Below are 16,240 nucleotides of genomic sequence, written 5' to 3'. Positions count from 1 at the left end.
GCCTATCAAGCGAAAGCCAAGCTTTTCGACCGAAATTCGAATGGCCGACAAAAACCAACCTTCGGTTAGATGAAATTTACACGCCGAGGTTGAATTAGGTGCAGCGGCTTCGGCCAGTCGGAATTGCAGAGACCCGTTGATTCGATTTGCACAATCGGCGCGAGGCTGGTGCGAAAGGCCGCGTCTCAGAGGTCAGAGAGGCCCGCCGTAAGATTGTGTAGCTGCCGGGTCATCTCCAACAGCTCCTGCGCCTCGGCCTCAGAGAAAGGCTGGGTAGAGCGGGTGAAGCCCGAGATCGAACGAGAGCCGTTTTCCAGTACCGCGCAGGTCAACCCGTTCCGAAGGCCATGGGCTTTTGCCCCCTCCAAGACCCCTTTGGGGTCATCGAGATCCTCCCAACGCACGATACCCTCGTGTTGCATGCCCCACAGCACGACAGGATCATCCATCATCATGCCCTTCTCGCTATATTCCTCGATCCACGGCTCGGGGTAGGTGCGATACAGGATGTTCGGGCGGGTAAAGCGGATATGCAGGGCAAACGCGAAACCGGTGTCGCAGGTTTGACCGAGTTCCTTGAGAAGGTTATCGATTTCCTTGCGGTTTGCTGTTTCCATCACGGGATTTCGTCTTTAGGTTGTCGGAAGAGGGTCTCAGCGTCCCGCGCGACGGTAGGCTGAGACCGCATCGAGTGCAAGTGAATTGACCATCAGATCATGGAACTGAGGGACTGCGAAACGCGATTGAATCAAATCGCCCCTGCCGGGTTTTATCTCGCGCTAAGGGTTGGCTATTCTTTCCCTGAGGCCGAACTCAACCGTCTGAACAGTGACTGGGTGGACATCTACACTCAGCACGGTCTGGTGGTGCAGGACCCTTCGATGCACTGGGTCTATCACAATGTTGGGTACGTGCGCTGGGCCGATCTGAAAGACGATCCCCGCGACGTCGTCGGGATGGCGCGGCGCATGGGGCTTCTCTATGGCGCGACAATCTCGTTCAACACGCCGCGCGATGTCGGGCGACGCAGCCACGCCGCGCTGTTCCGGTCGGATCGGGACTTCACCGATGCCGAGCTGCAGGAAGCGTTCGAGATGCTCAAGACCTTGCATATCGATGCCTCGCAACGCTCTCTCACGGCAGCCGAACTCGAGGCGATCCGCTACCGCGCGGACGGGCTCTTGATCAAGCAGATCGCCGCGAAACTCGCGATTTCCGAGAGCGGCGTGAAGGCCCGGCTTTCCTCTGCCAGCCGAAAGCTGGGTGCGCGAAATGCGATCGAGATGCTCGCAATCGCGACGTCGAGGCGACTCATCTAGGCTTGCACAACCTAAAAGGGTGAATTTTTTACAAATTCGTGGTTTCGATGGAGTTATCCAGAAGGAGGCTCCAATGCAAAACTGCACTTTCGAATTCTCGCAACTTCACCGCTTCGGCACCGCGTTTTACGACTTCCTGCGCCTGCGCAAGGAGGTCTTCGTCGACACGCTCGGTTGGGACGTGCCGCATAACGACGAAGTGGAGATGGATCAATATGATACGCCCCTAGCGCATTACTCGCTCGTGCTGAAGGAGGGGCAGGTGGTGGGCGGTGCGCGCGCGATGTCCACCGCGGCGATCTGGGGTGGCAATACCTACATGCTGCGCGACGCGCATCTGGGAAAGTTGCCGCATATTCCGCCGGAAATCCTGCCGACCGAAATTGCCAGCGAGACGGTCTGGGAATGTACGCGGCTGGTGATTTCCGACGCGCTGACCACGCAGGCCGAGCGCGCGACCTGCTTGCGGTTGATCGTCGACGGGCTGGTGGAGCGCGCCAAGGAGCGGGGCGCGGACGAGCTGATCTGTCTCTCCTCTCTCGCGCTGATGCGGGCGCTGCGCCAGCTTGGCTACGATGTGAGCCGGATGGGCCCGACCTATCGCAACGACGAGGACGGGCGGCAATACGCGGCGCTGCGGATGCCCGCGGAATATTCCACGCAGCGGCGTCGCGAGATGGCCGAAGCCTGCGTGATGGCGGCCCGGTCGGCGCCGCGTCAGTTGCATACCGCTGCCTGAGCCGGTGCGGGATAAGAAAAAGGGCGCGCCCATCGCCCGGGCGCGCCCCTAAATCTTCGCCGTCGGTCGCGCGCTCAGCGCACGACGAAGACGCAGCAATTGGAGTGCCGCACGACCCGAGCGGCGTTCGGCCCGAGCAGATAATCGCTGAGATCGGGGCGATGCGCCCCGAGCACGATCATGTCCGCGCCGTCTTTCTCGGCCAGCGACAGGATCTCGTGATAGGCAGTGCCGACGCCCACGATGTGTCGCACCTTGGCGTTCACCTCGGGGCCCACGACCTCGGCGACGAAGTCATGCAGCAGCTCGCGCGCGTGCTCCTTCGCCTTCGCTGTGTGATCGTCCGAGAAAAAGGCCCCCACAACCGCCGAGCCGTAATCGGGCACCACGGTGATCACGTCGAGCTGTGCGTCTTCCATCTTGGCCAGCCGCGCCGCCCATTCGAGCACTTTGCGCTCGGTCTTGGGGCGGTTCATGTCGATCGCGCAGAGAATGGTATTGGTCATGCCGGTTCTCCTTCAGCAAAGGCCGCGTCATCGTCTTCCCTGCGCCGATATTGCAGGAAAGCGATGAGCGCGAGAAGCGCGAAAGCGGGGATGAACATCAGCTCTTTCGGAAGCTGGTCGTTCGGCACCTTCACGTTGGACAGTGTGACGGGCGTGTCGCCGTAAAAGTCGAAGCCCTGCAGTTTCTGCTGCAACTCCGAGCCGAACATCGGCTCGTCCGCGACCATCTTTCCGTCCGTTTCGGTGAAGCTCAGGCCGAGCTTGTCGAGCCGGTCCTGCCCCGTCGCGCCTTCGGGCACCTTGACCAGTACGGTCAGGTCCTTCGGTTCTTCGGTGGTGTAATCGGGACCCGAGAAGATCAGTCGCAGCTCACGTCCGACCGGTGCCTTGTCGAGGCGCTGCGTGATGTTCGCAGGCGGCACCTCGTTATAGGGCGGCTCGATCATGTTCATGAAATAGCCGGGACGGAACAGGGTGAAGGCGATCAGAAGAAGCGCCACCGTCTCCCAGATCTTCGAACGGGTGACGAACCACCCCATCGTGCCTGCGGTGAAGACGAGGATGCCGATCGTCGCGATGACGAAGACGAAGATCGCCTGGTACCACGTCACGTCGATCAGCAGCAGATCGGTGTTGAAGATGAACACGAAGGGCAGGGCGACCGTGCGCAGCGAATAGAAGAACGCCGTGAAGCCGGTCTTGATCGCGTCGCCTCCCGAGACTGCCGCCGCCGCGAAGGAGGCAAGGCCCACGGGTGGCGTCACGTCCGCCATGATCCCGAAGTAGAACACGAACAGGTGCACCGCTATCAGCGGTACCACGAGGCCCGACTGCGCGCCCAGATGGACGACGACGCCCACCATCAGCGAACTGACGACAATGTAGTTCGCCGTGGTCGGCAGGCCCATCCCGAGGATCAGCGACAGGATCGCCACGAAGATCAGCATCAGGATCAGGTTGCCACCCGAGAGGAACTCGACGAAATCGGCCATCACCTGACCGATCCCGGTCAGCGAGACGGTGCCTACGATGATCCCGGCGGTGGCGGTGGCCAGGCCGATCCCGATCATGTTGCGCGCGCCGTCGATCATGCCGCCGATCAGGTCGAGAACGCCTTCACGGAAGCGGCTCATCGGGGCGCTCTCGCCGCGGAAGGCGGCCTTGAGCGGTTTCTGGGTGAGCAGGATGAAGAACAGCAGGAACGAGGCCCAGAAGGCCGACAGGCCCGGCGACTTGCGCTCGATCATCAGGAAATAGACCAGAACGACGATCGGGAGCAGGTAGTAGAGGCCCGCCTTGTAGATATCCTTGATCTCCGGAAGCTTCACGATCTCGGAGTTCGGATCGTCCGGCTCCAGATCGGGCGCTTTCGCGGCGACCCAGACGAGGCCGAGATAGACCAAGACGACGAGCAGAGACAGAACCCAGCCTGCGCCTTCGGGTACCATCGAGGTGATGAGGCGCACCGGGTATTGCGTGGCATAGCACAGCGCCGCGAAGCCCGCGAAGAAGGCGAACATGCCGAAGGCGGTGCGCCAGACCGAGACCACGCGGTCGCCGATCGTCGGCATGCGGTTTTTCACGGCCTCCAGATGCACGATGTAGAACAGTGCGATGTAGGAGATGATCGCCGGGATAAAGGCGTGCTTGATGACCTCCAGATAGGAGATGCCGACATATTCCACCATCAGGAAGGCGGCGGCCCCCATCACCGGCGGCATGATCTGGCCGTTGACCGAAGAAGCCACCTCGACCGAGCCGGCTTTCTCTGCCGAGAAGCCTACGCGTTTCATCAGCGGAATGGTGAAGGTGCCGGTGGTGACCACGTTCGCGATCGACGAGCCCGAGATCAGGCCGGTCGCCGCAGAGCCCACGACGGCGGCTTTCGCAGGCCCGCCGCGCAGGTGGCCGAGCGCGCCGAAGGCCATCTGGATGAAGTAGTTGCCCGCGCCCGCTTTCTCGAGCAGCGCGCCGAACAGCACGAAGAGGAAGACGAACTTGGTCGAGACGCCGAGCGCGATCCCGAACACCCCCTCGGAGGTGATCCACATGTGGCTCATCGCCTTGCGCAGGCTCGCACCGGCCCAGCGAATCTGTTCGGGGAAGAACTCCGACGAGCCGAAGAACACATAACACAGGAACACGATCGCCAGCAGCACCATGACCGGGCCGAGCGTGCGATAGGCTGCGATGAAGAGGAAGATGATGCCCAGGACCGAGATATAGGAGTCCTGCATATCGGCGAGTCCGCCATTGTCGACGATCTTCTGGTAGAAGAAATAGCCGTACAGCGCGAGAAGCGCCCCGCCTACCGCGAGGATCCAGTCATACCACGGCACATGGTCCTTGGGTGAGGACTTGAACAGCGGATATGCCATCGCCGAGAGGAAGATGGCATAGGCCAGATGGATCTGGCGGGCATTGTTGATCAGGTCGCCCGGCAGCACATAGGGCCCTATGGGCGAGGCCAGAAGCACCTGGAAGATCGACCAGCTCAGCGCCACCACGGCGACCATGAGCCCGACCCATCCCTTGGGGCTGCGCGCCCCGCTGTCAGAAGCTTGTACGAGCTCCTGCAATTCTTGTTCGTTCAAGGCGCGATTTTCCGCCATCGTTCCCCCTTGCGACCCAACGGGCCGTCCGCCTGTTCCGGCATGATCTTAGTAGCTGAAACTGAAAAGGGCGGGCACGCAAGCGCGCCCGCCCGAATATGCGCAGGGATTACTTAATCCAGCCGCGTTCCTTGTAGTACTTCAGAGCGCCCGGATGGATCGGAGCCGAGAGACCGGCGGTGACCATTTCCTCGGGCTTCAGATGCGCGAAGGCCGGGTGCAGCTTCTTGAACTCGTCGAAGTTGTCGAAGACCGACTTCACCAGCGCATAGACGACATCATCGGGCTCGTCGGCCGAGGTCACGAGGGTCGCGCGCACGCCGAAGGTCTTCGTGTCGTCGGGGTTGCCGCGATACATGCCGCCGGGGATCGTCGCGGTGGCGTAGTACGGGTTGTCGGCGACCAGCTTGTCGACCGCGTCGCCCGTGACGTTCACGAGGTTCGCGTCGCAGGAGGTGGTCGCTTCCTGGATCGAACCGGAGGGGTGACCCACGGTGTAGACCATCGCGTCGATCTGGTTGTCGCAGAGCGCTTTCGACTGCTCGGCGGCCTTCAGCTCGGTCGCGAGCGCGAAGTCCGAGGTTTTCCAGCCCATCGCATCCATCAGCACTTCCATCGTGCCGCGCTGACCCGAACCGGGGTTGCCGATGTTCACGCGCTTGCCCTTGAGGTCTTGGAAGTTCTTGATGCCGCTATCGGCACGCGCGACGACGGTGAAGGGCTCGGGGTGGATCGAGAACACGGCGCGCAGCTTCTCGAACGGACCCTGATCGGAGAACTTCGAGTCGCCCTTGTAGGCGTGGTACTGCCAATCCGACTGGGCGATGCCGAAGTCCAGCTCGCCCGAACGGATGGTGTTGATGTTGTAGACCGAACCGCCGGTGGACTCGACCGAGCAACGGACGCCGGTTTCCTTGTGGCTCTTGTTCATCAGGCGGCAGATCGCGCCGCCGGTCGGGTAGTAGACGCCGGTGACGCCGCCGGTCCCGATGGTGATGAAGGTCTCGTCGGCTGCGTTCGCCGCGGGCGCCATCAGCGCGCCGGCGACGGCCGCGACGGCCCCGAGTTTGAAGAACTGTTTCATGTAGTCACTCCCGTTGATCGTTTTTGGGTGTCGGTTCAGTGGTACGGTCCGCCTCGGTCAGCGTGCATAGACTTCGTCGAGAAGCCTGTTGCGCCGTTCGACCTCGGCGATCCGTTCGGTTGCGCGGGGTCCCGCGCGCTTCGCCACCAGCGCCAGAATTGCTTCGAGCAAGAACAGCGTGGCGACGTAACTCGTGTAGAAATGTGGGCTGTCGGTGGGCACGATGAAGGTCTCATCGGCCGCGTGCAGCGCCGGACAGCTGCGGCTGTCGGTAATCAGCGTGACATGGGCGCCCTGTTCATGGGCATGGATCGCGCTGCGGATGGTGGAGCGCGCGAAGGGCGGCTTGGTGATCACCAGAACCGCGTCGCGCTCGTCGAGCCCGGCGAGCGTCGCGCCCAGCGACGAGCCCGCGCGGGCGCCCAGCTCCCAGTTGTCGCCAAGGAAATTGGCGATATAGGCGGTGTATTCCGCAATCCCCGTCGAACCTAGCGCGCCCAGCAGCACCACCCGGCGGGCGGCGGCGATCTTGTCGGCCACGGCCTCGAGCCGTCCCGGTTCGATCGCGGCGGTCAGGGCCGCGATATTGTCCTGCGTGGCCGCGGCATACCGGTTGAGGAAGCTGTCCTGCGGATCGGCAGCGTCCTTCTGCAGCCGGTCGGCGCGGTCCGCGAAGGGTGAAACACGGCGACCGATCTGGTCGCGCATGGTCTCGCGCAGCTCTTCGAAATTCTCGTATTCGAGCGCATGGGCGAGGCGGGTGAAGGTCGCGGGCGCAAGGTTCGACTCGCTCGCCAGCATACGCAGCGAGCGCGTGGCGATGCTCACCGGATTGTCTGCGATATAGTCGCCCGCCTCACGCAAACGCGTGGACAGGCTGCCATATTGCGCAGCCAATCGCTGTTCGAAACTGCCGGACAATGCTCCTCCCCAGGTTCCATCACCAGTTATCGCGTCGCGGTGACCGTTTCATTTGTTTCATATATTGTCAATGCGTAAAACATATGTTTCATGGGGTGATCAGCGACCCTCACGCAATCTTGTCCCGAAGGAGGGACCGATATGAGCCATGTATTCCCGCGCCACACGAAGTCCACTGCGCCCTTGGCAGTAAAGGGCGACGGTATCTACATCCTCGACTCCGAGGGCAAGCGGTATCTCGATGGCTCGGGCGGTGCGGCCGTGTCCTGTCTCGGTCACTCTGACGCGGACGTGATTGCCGCGATCAAGGATCAGATCGACAATATCGCCTTCGCGCATACCGGTTTCTTCTCCTCCGAACCCGCCGAGCGGCTTGCCGAGCGCCTCATCGCTCACGCGCCGGGGAGCTTGGATCGCGTCTACTTCACGTCCGGGGGATCGGAGGCGGTGGAAAGCGCGCTCAAGATGGCGCGGCAATATTTCGTCGAGAAGGGCGAGCCGAGCCGGTCGCATTTCATCGCGCGCCGCCAGTCCTATCACGGCAACACGCTGGGCGCGCTGGCCGCTGGCGGCAATGCGTGGCGCCGCGAGAAGTTCAACCCGCTGCTGATCGATGTGAGCCACATCGCGCCCGTGCATGAATACCGCTGGCGCGAGGACGGCGAGACCGCCGAGGAATACGGTCTGCGCGTCGCCAACGAGCTGGAGGCCGAAATTCAGCGTCTCGGGGCGGAGAACGTGATCGGCTTCATCGCCGAGCCGGTCGTGGGCGCCACGATGGGCGCGGTGCCGCCGGTGAAGGGCTATTTCAAGCGTATCCGCGAAATCTGCGATCAATACGGCATCCTGCTGATCCTCGACGAGGTGATGTGCGGAATGGGCCGGACCGGTACGTTGTTCGCCTGCGAGCAGGACGGGATCGCGCCCGATATCGTCACCATCGCGAAGGGGCTCGGCGCGGGCTATCAGCCCATCGGGGCGGCGATCTGCACGTCCGAGATTTATGACGCCTTCGTCAACGGCTCGGGCTTCTTCCAGCACGGACATACCTATATCGGCCACCCGACCGCGACCGCCGCGGGCGATGCCGTGGTCAAGAAGCTGACCGAGGGTGGCATGGTCGCGCGGGCGGCGCAGCAGGGCGAAGTGCTCGACGCGGCTTTGCGCGAGGCGTTCGGCCAGCATCCCCATATTGGCGACATCCGTGGGCGCGGCATGTTCCGCGGGCTGGAAATCGTGGCCGACCGCGCCACGAAAGAGCCGATGGATCCGGCGAAGGCCGTCAACAAGAAGCTCAAGGCTGCGGCTTTCGAGGCGGGGCTCGTCTGCTACCCGATGGGCGGCACGATCGACGGCCAGCGCGGCGACCACATCCTGCTCGCGCCGCCCTTCATCATCTCCGACGACCAGATCGGCGAATTGGTGGACAAGCTCGGCACCGCGATCCGCGAGGTTCTCGGGTGAGCCTGCCGCGTATCATGGTCGCGCCGAACGGGGCGACCAAGACCAAGACCGACCATCCGGCGCTGCCGGTCTCGCTCGACGAAATCACGCAGACTGCGCTCGCCTGCCGCGACGCCGGGGCAGGGGCGCTGCATCTGCACCTGCGCGACGATGCGGGCGGGCACCTGCTCGATAGTGGAGCCTATGCCGAGGCGTTGGCCCATCTGCGTCCGCGCTTGGGCGACATGGCGATCCAGATCACCACCGAGGCCGCGGGGCGCTACGCGCCGGGCCACCAGCGCTACGTCGCTCTGAACTCGGGCGCTCATATGGTCTCTGTCTCGGCGCGCGAGATGCTGCGCGATCATGAATTGCTGGCGATGAAGTTCTACGAGGAGGCGGCAGAGCGCGGGATCGCGATCCAACATATCCTCTATTCCCGCGAGGATGCCGAGGCGCTGGCGCGCGTTCTGCCCGACCGTTTGCTGCGCGATCCGGCACTGCAACTGATCTTCGTAATGGGCCGTTATGTCGCGGGGCAAGTCTCGACGCCTGAGATGCTCGACCCGTTCCTCGACTGGATGCAAGCCGAGGCGATCACCCCCGACTGGGCGATTTGCGCCTTCGGCCGGGGCGAGACCGCCTGCCTGAGAAACGCGCTCGCCAAGGGGGGCAAGGCGCGGATCGGGTTCGAGAATTCGCTGGTGATGGAAGACGGGACGACCGCGCCCGACAACGCCGCGCGTGTGGCCGAGATCGCAGCCCTTTAATCGAGCGTCGAATGCCCTTTCTCGGGGCAGTCGGCGAGGTCGGAGCGCTCTTCGTCGGGCAATTGCCGGGCGATCTCACGCAAGGCGCTGCGCAGCCCTTCCTCCATCACCGGATGATAGAAGGGCATCGCCAGCATGTCGTAGGTGCTCATCTCCGACTGGATCGCGAGGCCGAAGAGATGCGCGAAATGCTCGCCCTCGGGCAGCGCCATCTCGCAGCCCAGGAGCTTGCCGCTTCCCGGCTCGGCATAGATGCGGATCAGGCCATGCGCCTCTTCGGCCAGCCGGGCGCGCGATTGCGTCGCGAAATTGGCGTGTCCGATCAAGATGTCCTTCCCCTCCAGATCCGCGAAGCTCTGCCCGACACGCACCGCGTTGGGCGCGCAGAAGGCGATGGCCATCGAGGCCCGGCGGCGATAGCGGCGTGGACTTTCGGCCAAGGCGTTGCGCCCCGCGATATGCCCTTCGTCCGCGGCTTCGTGCAGGATCGGGTGGATCGCGTTTGCGTCGCCCGCCATGAAGACCGGCAGATCGCCGATCTGCGTGGAAGAGGCGTCGACCTCGGGCATCCCGTGATCGTCGAGCGGCACGCCGAGCGTCTCTAGCCCGAGCCCCGCGATATTGGGGCGGCGTCCCATCGCGGCAAGCACGGCGTCGGCCTCGAATTCTGCGCCGCCTGCGCCTTTCACGATCAAACTGCCCGCATTGCCCTCGGAAATCTCAGCCGGGGCACCCAGATGCAGCGGCAGTTCCGCCGCGATGGCGTCGCGCAGGAGTGCAGCGACTTCCGGGTCGGTCATGCCAGCCACGCTTTCCAACGCATCGAAGCCCGCGACCTCGATACCCATCCGCGCCATCGCCTGTGCGAGTTCCACGCCGATCGCGCCCATGCCGATCACCGCGATCCGCTTGGGCAGGTCGTCGCGGTCGAACAGCGTGTCGGTGGTAAAGATACGATCGCCGAAGGTTTTCCACGGCCCCGGCAGCACTGGCGACGAACCGGTCGCGAGGATGATCGCATCGGCGGTCACTTCCCCGTGTCCCTCGATCTCGATCCGGTTCGGCCCGAGGAGTTTCCCGCGACCCGAGATCGCCTTTTCGCCGAGTTTCTCGGGCACCGCGCGCGGCGATTTGGTGAAGTCGTCGCGCATCCGTTTCATTCGCGCCATCACGTCGGGCACGCGGATGCGCAGCGTCTCGGCGCCGGAAATCCCGAAGGCCTCGAAATCGTGGCGACGGTGGAAGGCGTTGGCGGCTTCGATCAGCGCCTTGGAAGGCATGCAGCCGCTTTCGGCGCAGGTCGTGCCCCAATGGCCGTCATTTATGATGAGGAAGTCATCTGTCGCATGGCGCACCTCGCGCAAGGCGGACAACCCGGCCGAGCCGGAGCCGATTATGACGACGCGCGCATGTTGTGACATGAAACCTCCGCTGAACTGTCGCGAACCGAACCGCCTAGCGAGCTATACGTTCCAAGCTTTTGCGCGGTAAAGTCTGCGCCTGAGCTGGCACCCGCAGGCGGCGCATCGCCACGATCTGCCCCAACGCGCGATGCGGTGCGATGGTGCGGAAGATGTCGCGGATCATCCGCGCGTCGGCGGCGACACCGGCGCGCCAGTTGCCAAGCTTTGCGGACTTCATCGGGCTGTCGACGCCGGGCCACGCGACGACGGCGATCCGGGCGCGCGCGCCGATCCACAGGCGGTTCATGAACACCTCCAGCCCGAAGCGGGGAAGGGCGTTGAGAGCCTCCAGTCGTGTGCCCAGCATCTCGCGCGGGATCACACGCTCGCCCGAGATGTAATCGAGCCCGATCACCCGCCAGATGCGCGGCGCGTTGCGGCGCAGGCTGATCGTGACATCGGCCTCCCCATTCGCCACAGGCGCGATCAGCGCGCCCAGATCGGAATGGGTCAGCCCCAGCAGATCGCTGTCGAGCAGCATCAGGTGAGTGCCCGCGGCTTCTGCGATCCCCGCGGCCACGGCCGCCGTCTTGCCTCCGTTCTGTGTCTGGCGCAGCACCCGCAGATGCGGATGGGCGGCGCGATACCCCTCGGCGATTTCGGCGGTGCCGTCGCTCGAGCCGTCGTCGATCACGATCACCTCGGCGATCTGCGGATGACCCAGCACGCGCTCCAGCACCGCGCCGATCCGCGGGGCCTCGTTATAGGCGGGCAGAATGCAGCTGATCTTCGTCATGAGTGCGACCTCTTGCGGCGATAGAACCAGATCGTGGCGCCGAGCGCGATCACGACGAGCAGGATCAGCGAGCCCGTCGACAGCCAGCTGTCGATCTTGCCGATATGCGAGCCGAGCCAATAGCCGAGTGCCACGAAAGCCAGCGATTTCGGGATCGTGGCGATCAGATTGGTCAGCATGAACACCCAGAAATTCATCCGCGCGACCCCGGCTGCGACCAGCACCGGCGCGCCAGCCGAATGGGTCAGCTTGCCGAAGACCAGCGTCTTGATCCCCTTGCTCTGGAAGTGCCGCGCCGCGCTCACGAGCCGCGCGCGGCTCAGGCCCAGCCTGTCGCGCCATTTCTTGGGCATCCGGTTCAGCCCCCATCGGCCAAGCGAATAGAGCCCCAGATCGCCGACGAGATCGGCAAGGATCACGATGATCGCAACCGACCAGACGGAGAACAGGTTCTGGCTGGCAAGCCACGCCGCGATCACGGTCACGATCGGCCCTTCGAGTACCGCAATCGGCGCGATTACGGCCAAGCCGTGTTTCGCCATCAATGCGGAGATCGTCTCCAAGCCGAACATAAGGTTACTCCGTGACGGGGGTGTCGCGGCGCGCCACGTCCCGATGGGTCATGTCATTGCCGCGCCACGTGAAATCGCGCCCGAACCATGTCATCAGCCAAAGCGCGGGCAGCATCGCGTCGCGGATCGCGAACCCTGCGATGTCGCGCGCGGAGGCGGGCCAGCCCGCGATCCGCGCCAGCAGCACCTCGGCACCGTACCACAGCGCAACCAGAAGCGGCAGCGCGATCCATGGCATCGCGCCCAAAGCGGCGAGGGCAAGCGCGGCGAGGAAGGGCAGGAAAGGGCCCTGCGCGATCTCTGCGGCGAAGATCATCACGAAGCCGTCGCGACGCACCTTGGACCAGCGCAGCTGGCGGTCCCAGACCGTGCGAGCCGCGCGCCTCCCGATCGGTTGCGCGAAGAGGTGCCGCGTCAGCCGCACCTTCAGCCCCTGCCGGCGCACGAGTTTCGTAGAGGCCACGTCCTCGGCCATGTTGCGCCCGAGCGCCGCAAAGCCGCCGCCTGCCATCAGGATGTCGCGCCGCCAGAACAGCGATTTGCCCTGAGCGAAGCCCAGCCCGATCATGTCGGCCGCCACCTGCCAGCGCGCCTGATTGGTGTTGAGGAACGCTGCCTCGACGGCGCCCCAGAGATTGCCTGGACGCTCGGCCACCGGCGGAGCGGAGACCAGCCCCGTGCCGGGCCGCCATTCCGCCACCAACCGTTTCAGATAATCGCGCGGCAAAAGCAGATTGCTATCGGCCATCGCGAGCCACTCAGCGTCGGTCGCGGACAGACCCTTGTGCAGGTTGTTCAGCTTCGGATTGCCCGACACCGCGTCGAGCCCGGTCAGAAGCCGCGCACGCACATGCGGGTTCTCTTCGATCAGGCGACGGACCAGCGCGCAGGCCGGGTCGTGCTCGGACGGCGCGCAGAATATTACCTCGTAATCCGGATAGTCGAGTTCGAAGGACGAGCCCAGCGTCTCCGCGTCGAACGGGTCGACCCCGCAGACCGGGCGCATCAGCGCGATGAAAGGCAGGTCGTCGGGCACCGGCTTCGGTGGTCGGGATTCGCGCCACGCGGTCATCGCGGCGCTGAGAAGATGCGCCGTTAGAGTGATGCCCAGAAGGGCTGCAAGGAAGAGCAGAACGATCGTCATGCACGAACCTTTGCGACGGCGGGGCGGGTGCCGGTCTCGGTGACCGCAGCGGGCTCCGCGCCCCATTGAAGAAGTTGCAATGCGCCTGAACTATCCTCGGCCAAGGCGGTCAGGCTGTCCACCCAGTCGCCGCAATTCGCGTAGGTCATTCCGCCGACCTCGCGCAGCGCGGGCTTGTGCGAGTGGCCGCAGATGATCCCGTCGACCCCGGCCTCGGAAGCCAGCGCGATCAGCCGATGCTCGTAACCCGAGCCACGTGCGATCAGGTGGTTAATCCCCTCGATCGCGAGCTGGATCAACGTGCGCTCTGTCTCGGAAACGTCACGGCGGCGGCGCAACCAGGCATCGATGCCGCGGAACAGCGCGTCCATCCGGCTTCCGAAACGGGTCATCGCGTGCCAGCGCAGAATGCGCGCATCGCATTGATCGCCATGCACGATAAGGTAGCGCTGCCCGTCCGCGCCGACATGGAGTGCCGTCTCGGCCAGCTCAAAGCTGAGGAAGTTCATACCCGGCGAGCGTAGTGCCGCATCGTGATTGCCGGGCAGGTAGACGATGCGCGTTCCGGCCTCGGCATGGGCCTCGAGGGTCTCGATGATCTCGGCATGGATATCCCCCCACTGCACGGGGCCACCATGCCAGAGGTCGAGGATATCGCCGACGAGGTAGATCGCGTCGGCCCGGACGCTTTGCAGAAAGTCGAGTATCGGGCCGGGGCTGCACCCGCGCGAGCCAAGGTGAAAATCCGAGAGGAAGAGGCTGCGGTAGTGGTGCTTGTTGTGATGGCGCGATCGGCTCATGTCACATCTCCGGTGGATCGGCGGGGAGAGGCAGGCACCCGACGCCTGCGCAGAGAAGCGATGCGGAGACAGTCCGGAAAATGGCAGACTGCAATTTATGGGCCATAGGATCCTTCCGCTCTTTGCTGCGCTGCCCATCGCCTTCCTACGTGACATCGATGTGACGGCTACGTGAACCTGTTATGTCACCTAGAGGCAGCTGTGCGGTGATCAACCATAAGGGTGTGAAATACCAAGCAACTTCCGGTGAGCGCACGATATCTTGCGGTTTGTTTCACCCGAAAGCATAGTGGTCGCGGTGACGACGATTGGCGAAGGAGAACGCGATGGCAGGATATCTGACCACCCATGTGCTCGACACGGCGCGGGGATGCCCGGCGGACGGGCTCAAGATCACGCTCTTCGCTCTCAACGGAGACGATCGTGAGGTGCTGGCCGAGATGGTGACGAATGCCGACGGGCGCACCGACTCGCCGATCCTGCCGGCGGAGCGGTTTCGCACCGGGCAGTTCGAACTGGTCTTCGCTGCGGGGGATTATCTGCGGGCGAGCGGGCAGGGAGCGGAAGAGCCGCTGTTCCTCGACGATATCCCGATCCGCTTCGGGATGAATGATGCCGGGGCGCATTACCACGTGCCGCTGCTGCTCTCGCCCTACGGCTACTCAACCTATCGCGGCAGCTGAGCCCGGGGCGTCCATCTGCTCGTGATTTGAGCATCCGGACAAAAATCCGGCGGTTCCGCCGCGCCATCGCTTGCGCTCGGCCGTGGCTTCGGAAACTCTAGGCGCAAAACGAGGGACGACGGATGGATTACACTTTTTTTCTGGAATGGGTGCAGTTCGCGGTGCGCTGGCTGCACGTGATCACCGCGATTGCGTGGATCGGGTCGTCCTTCTATTTCATCGCGCTCGATCTGGGGCTGGTGCCCGAACCCGGCGCGCCTGAAGGGGTGCATGGGGCGGCGTGGCAGGTCCATGGCGGCGGCTTCTACCACATCCAGAAATATCTCGTGGCCCCGGCGCAGATGCCCGACCGGCTGACCTGGTTCAAATGGGAAAGCTACATGGCGTGGCTTTCGGGCTTCGCGATGCTGGTGGTGCTCTACTGGACGCAGGCGCAGTTCTATCTGATTGATCCGCGGGTGATGGAGCTGCCGGTCTGGGGGGCAATTCTGATCTCGATCGGCTCGCTCGCGCTCGGCTGGCTCCTTTACGACCTGATCTGCAAATCGCGCTTCGGCGAAAACAACACCCGGCTCATGCTCGGCCTCTACGTCATTCTCGTCGCGATGGCCTGGGGCTATACGCAGGTCTTCTCGGGCCGCGCGGCGCTGCTGCATCTGGGGGCCTTCACCGCGACGATCATGACCGCAAACGTGTTCCTGATCATCATTCCGAACCAGAAGATCGTAGTGGCCGACCTCGTGGCGGGGCGCACGCCCGATCCGAAATACGGCAAGATCGCCAAGCAGCGTTCGACCCATAACAATTACCTGACGCTGCCGGTCATCTTCCTGATGTTGTCGAACCACTATCCGCTGGCTTTCGCGAGCGCCTATAACTGGCTTATCGCCTCCCTGGTGTTCCTGATGGGGGTGACGATCCGGCACTTCTTCAACACGCACCACGCCCATAAGGGTAAGCCGTGGTGGACCTGGGGCGCCACCGCGGCGTTGTTTATTGCGATCGTATGGCTGTCCTCGATCCCGAAGGCGGATGCCGGGGCGGACGCCGAGGACAGCGCCATGTTGACGCCTTTCGAGCAGCGCTTCGCGGCGGCGCCCGGCTTCGACGAAGTGAGCGGTATCGTAATGGGGCGCTGTTCGATGTGTCATGCGAGCGAGCCCGGCTATGAAGGGATTGGCCATGCGCCCAAGAATATCAAGCTCGAGACGCCCCGCGAAATCGCCGCCGCCGCGCGGCAAATCTACGTGCAAGCCGGGCTGACCGACGCGATGCCGCCTGCGAATTTGAGCTACATGGAGCCGCAGGAGCGCGCCGCCATCCGGGCTTGGTTCCGAGCGGGCGAGGCCGGGACGCAAGCGGCAGGTCCAACGGATCGGGCCGAGGCCGAGATCGCGGTTCCCCATCCTGACGCGTCGTGATCGCTGCCGCATATCGGCGGGTTCAGG

Annotated in this window: 16 protein-coding genes; 6 read left to right on the top strand and 10 right to left on the bottom strand. The window is 63.8% G+C overall.

From position 1 onward, the window contains the following. Positions 1-185 precede the first annotated feature (185 nt). Positions 186-617 (bottom strand): autoinducer binding domain-containing protein, encoded by a 432-nt coding sequence (locus B6V76_RS05965; protein ID WP_075776039.1) that lies wholly within the window; start codon positions 615-617, stop codon positions 186-188. Between the two features lie 99 nt (positions 618-716). Between B6V76_RS05965 and B6V76_RS05960 the strand changes: the two genes are divergently transcribed. Together B6V76_RS05960 and B6V76_RS05955 are read left to right on the top strand one after the other, a co-directional pair. Continuing rightward, complete coding sequence (locus B6V76_RS05960) at positions 717-1,319, top strand: LuxR family transcriptional regulator (protein WP_088724753.1); 603 nt, start codon at positions 717-719, stop codon at positions 1,317-1,319. A 73-nt stretch (positions 1,320-1,392) separates the two neighbouring features. Beyond that, positions 1,393-2,058, top strand: a complete 666-nt coding sequence (locus B6V76_RS05955) for an acyl-homoserine-lactone synthase (protein WP_088726944.1) — start codon at positions 1,393-1,395, stop codon at positions 2,056-2,058. Positions 2,059-2,132: 74 nt separating this feature from the next. Here B6V76_RS05955 and B6V76_RS05950 read toward each other — a convergent pair whose 3' ends face one another. The 4 genes from B6V76_RS05950 to B6V76_RS05935 form a co-directional block, all read right to left on the bottom strand. Next, positions 2,133-2,564, bottom strand: a complete 432-nt coding sequence (locus B6V76_RS05950) for a universal stress protein (protein ID WP_075776036.1) — start codon at positions 2,562-2,564, stop codon at positions 2,133-2,135. Next, positions 2,561-5,176 carry a TRAP transporter permease gene (locus B6V76_RS05945; RefSeq protein WP_075776035.1) on the bottom strand — a complete coding sequence of 872 codons (2,616 nt, stop codon included), beginning with the start codon at positions 5,174-5,176 and terminating at the stop codon, positions 2,561-2,563. Before B6V76_RS05945 ends, B6V76_RS05950 begins: the two co-directional genes overlap by 4 nt. A 109-nt stretch (positions 5,177-5,285) precedes the next feature. Then, entirely contained in the window at positions 5,286-6,260 is a 975-nt protein-coding gene (locus tag B6V76_RS05940; RefSeq protein ID WP_075776034.1) for a TAXI family TRAP transporter solute-binding subunit, read from the bottom strand. 57 nt (positions 6,261-6,317) lie between these two features. Then, complete coding sequence (locus tag B6V76_RS05935) at positions 6,318-7,181, bottom strand: MurR/RpiR family transcriptional regulator (RefSeq protein WP_233243028.1); 864 nt, start codon at positions 7,179-7,181, stop codon at positions 6,318-6,320. 141 nt (positions 7,182-7,322) lie between these two features. On the opposite strand from B6V76_RS05935, the gene B6V76_RS05930 reads away from it, so the two are divergent. Further along, positions 7,323-8,645, top strand: a complete 1,323-nt coding sequence (locus B6V76_RS05930; RefSeq protein ID WP_088726943.1) for an aspartate aminotransferase family protein — start codon at positions 7,323-7,325, stop codon at positions 8,643-8,645. Then, positions 8,642-9,394, top strand: a complete 753-nt coding sequence (locus B6V76_RS05925; protein ID WP_088726942.1) for a 3-keto-5-aminohexanoate cleavage protein — start codon at positions 8,642-8,644, stop codon at positions 9,392-9,394. Before B6V76_RS05930 ends, B6V76_RS05925 begins: the two co-directional genes overlap by 4 nt. On the opposite strand, the gene B6V76_RS05920 is transcribed toward B6V76_RS05925, so the two are convergent. Genes B6V76_RS05920 through B6V76_RS05900 form a run of 5 tightly spaced genes read right to left on the bottom strand, consistent with a single transcriptional unit; the run spans position 9,391 to position 14,109 of the window. Beyond that, positions 9,391-10,815 (bottom strand): dihydrolipoyl dehydrogenase, encoded by a 1,425-nt coding sequence (locus B6V76_RS05920; protein WP_088726941.1) that lies wholly within the window; start codon positions 10,813-10,815, stop codon positions 9,391-9,393. The two genes, B6V76_RS05925 and B6V76_RS05920, sit on opposite strands and share 4 nt — an antisense overlap. A gap of 34 nt (positions 10,816-10,849) precedes the next feature. Then, positions 10,850-11,593 (bottom strand): glycosyltransferase family 2 protein, encoded by a 744-nt coding sequence (locus tag B6V76_RS05915; RefSeq protein WP_088726940.1) that lies wholly within the window; start codon positions 11,591-11,593, stop codon positions 10,850-10,852. Beyond that, positions 11,590-12,165 (bottom strand): VTT domain-containing protein, encoded by a 576-nt coding sequence (locus tag B6V76_RS05910; protein ID WP_075776029.1) that lies wholly within the window; start codon positions 12,163-12,165, stop codon positions 11,590-11,592. Before B6V76_RS05910 ends, B6V76_RS05915 begins: the two co-directional genes overlap by 4 nt. Before the next feature lie 4 nt (positions 12,166-12,169). Further along, positions 12,170-13,309, bottom strand: coding sequence for a ceramide glucosyltransferase (locus tag B6V76_RS05905; RefSeq protein WP_088721856.1), 1,140 nt, complete (start codon positions 13,307-13,309; stop codon positions 12,170-12,172). Next, entirely contained in the window at positions 13,306-14,109 is an 804-nt protein-coding gene (locus B6V76_RS05900; protein WP_077701170.1) for a UDP-2,3-diacylglucosamine diphosphatase, read from the bottom strand. The genes B6V76_RS05905 and B6V76_RS05900 overlap by 4 nt, the downstream gene beginning before the upstream one ends. Before the next feature lie 326 nt (positions 14,110-14,435). Here B6V76_RS05900 and uraH point away from each other — a divergent pair, with 326 nt between their 5' ends. Then, the gene (gene uraH / locus B6V76_RS05895) at positions 14,436-14,792 is read left to right on the top strand and encodes a hydroxyisourate hydrolase (RefSeq protein ID WP_075774354.1); all 357 of its coding nucleotides are present in this window, start codon (positions 14,436-14,438) and stop codon (positions 14,790-14,792) included. Between the two features lie 122 nt (positions 14,793-14,914). Continuing rightward, positions 14,915-16,213 (top strand): urate hydroxylase PuuD, encoded by a 1,299-nt coding sequence (locus B6V76_RS05890; protein ID WP_088726939.1) that lies wholly within the window; start codon positions 14,915-14,917, stop codon positions 16,211-16,213. The last annotated feature ends 27 nt before the right edge of the window (positions 16,214-16,240 follow it).

Origin of the sequence: Thioclava sp. IC9 (assembly GCF_002213225.1) — a bacterium.
GTDB lineage: Bacteria > Pseudomonadota > Alphaproteobacteria > Rhodobacterales > Rhodobacteraceae > Thioclava > Thioclava nitratireducens.
Note: the sequence above shows the minus strand (reverse complement) of the source record. Positions and strands in the feature narration are given on the sequence as shown.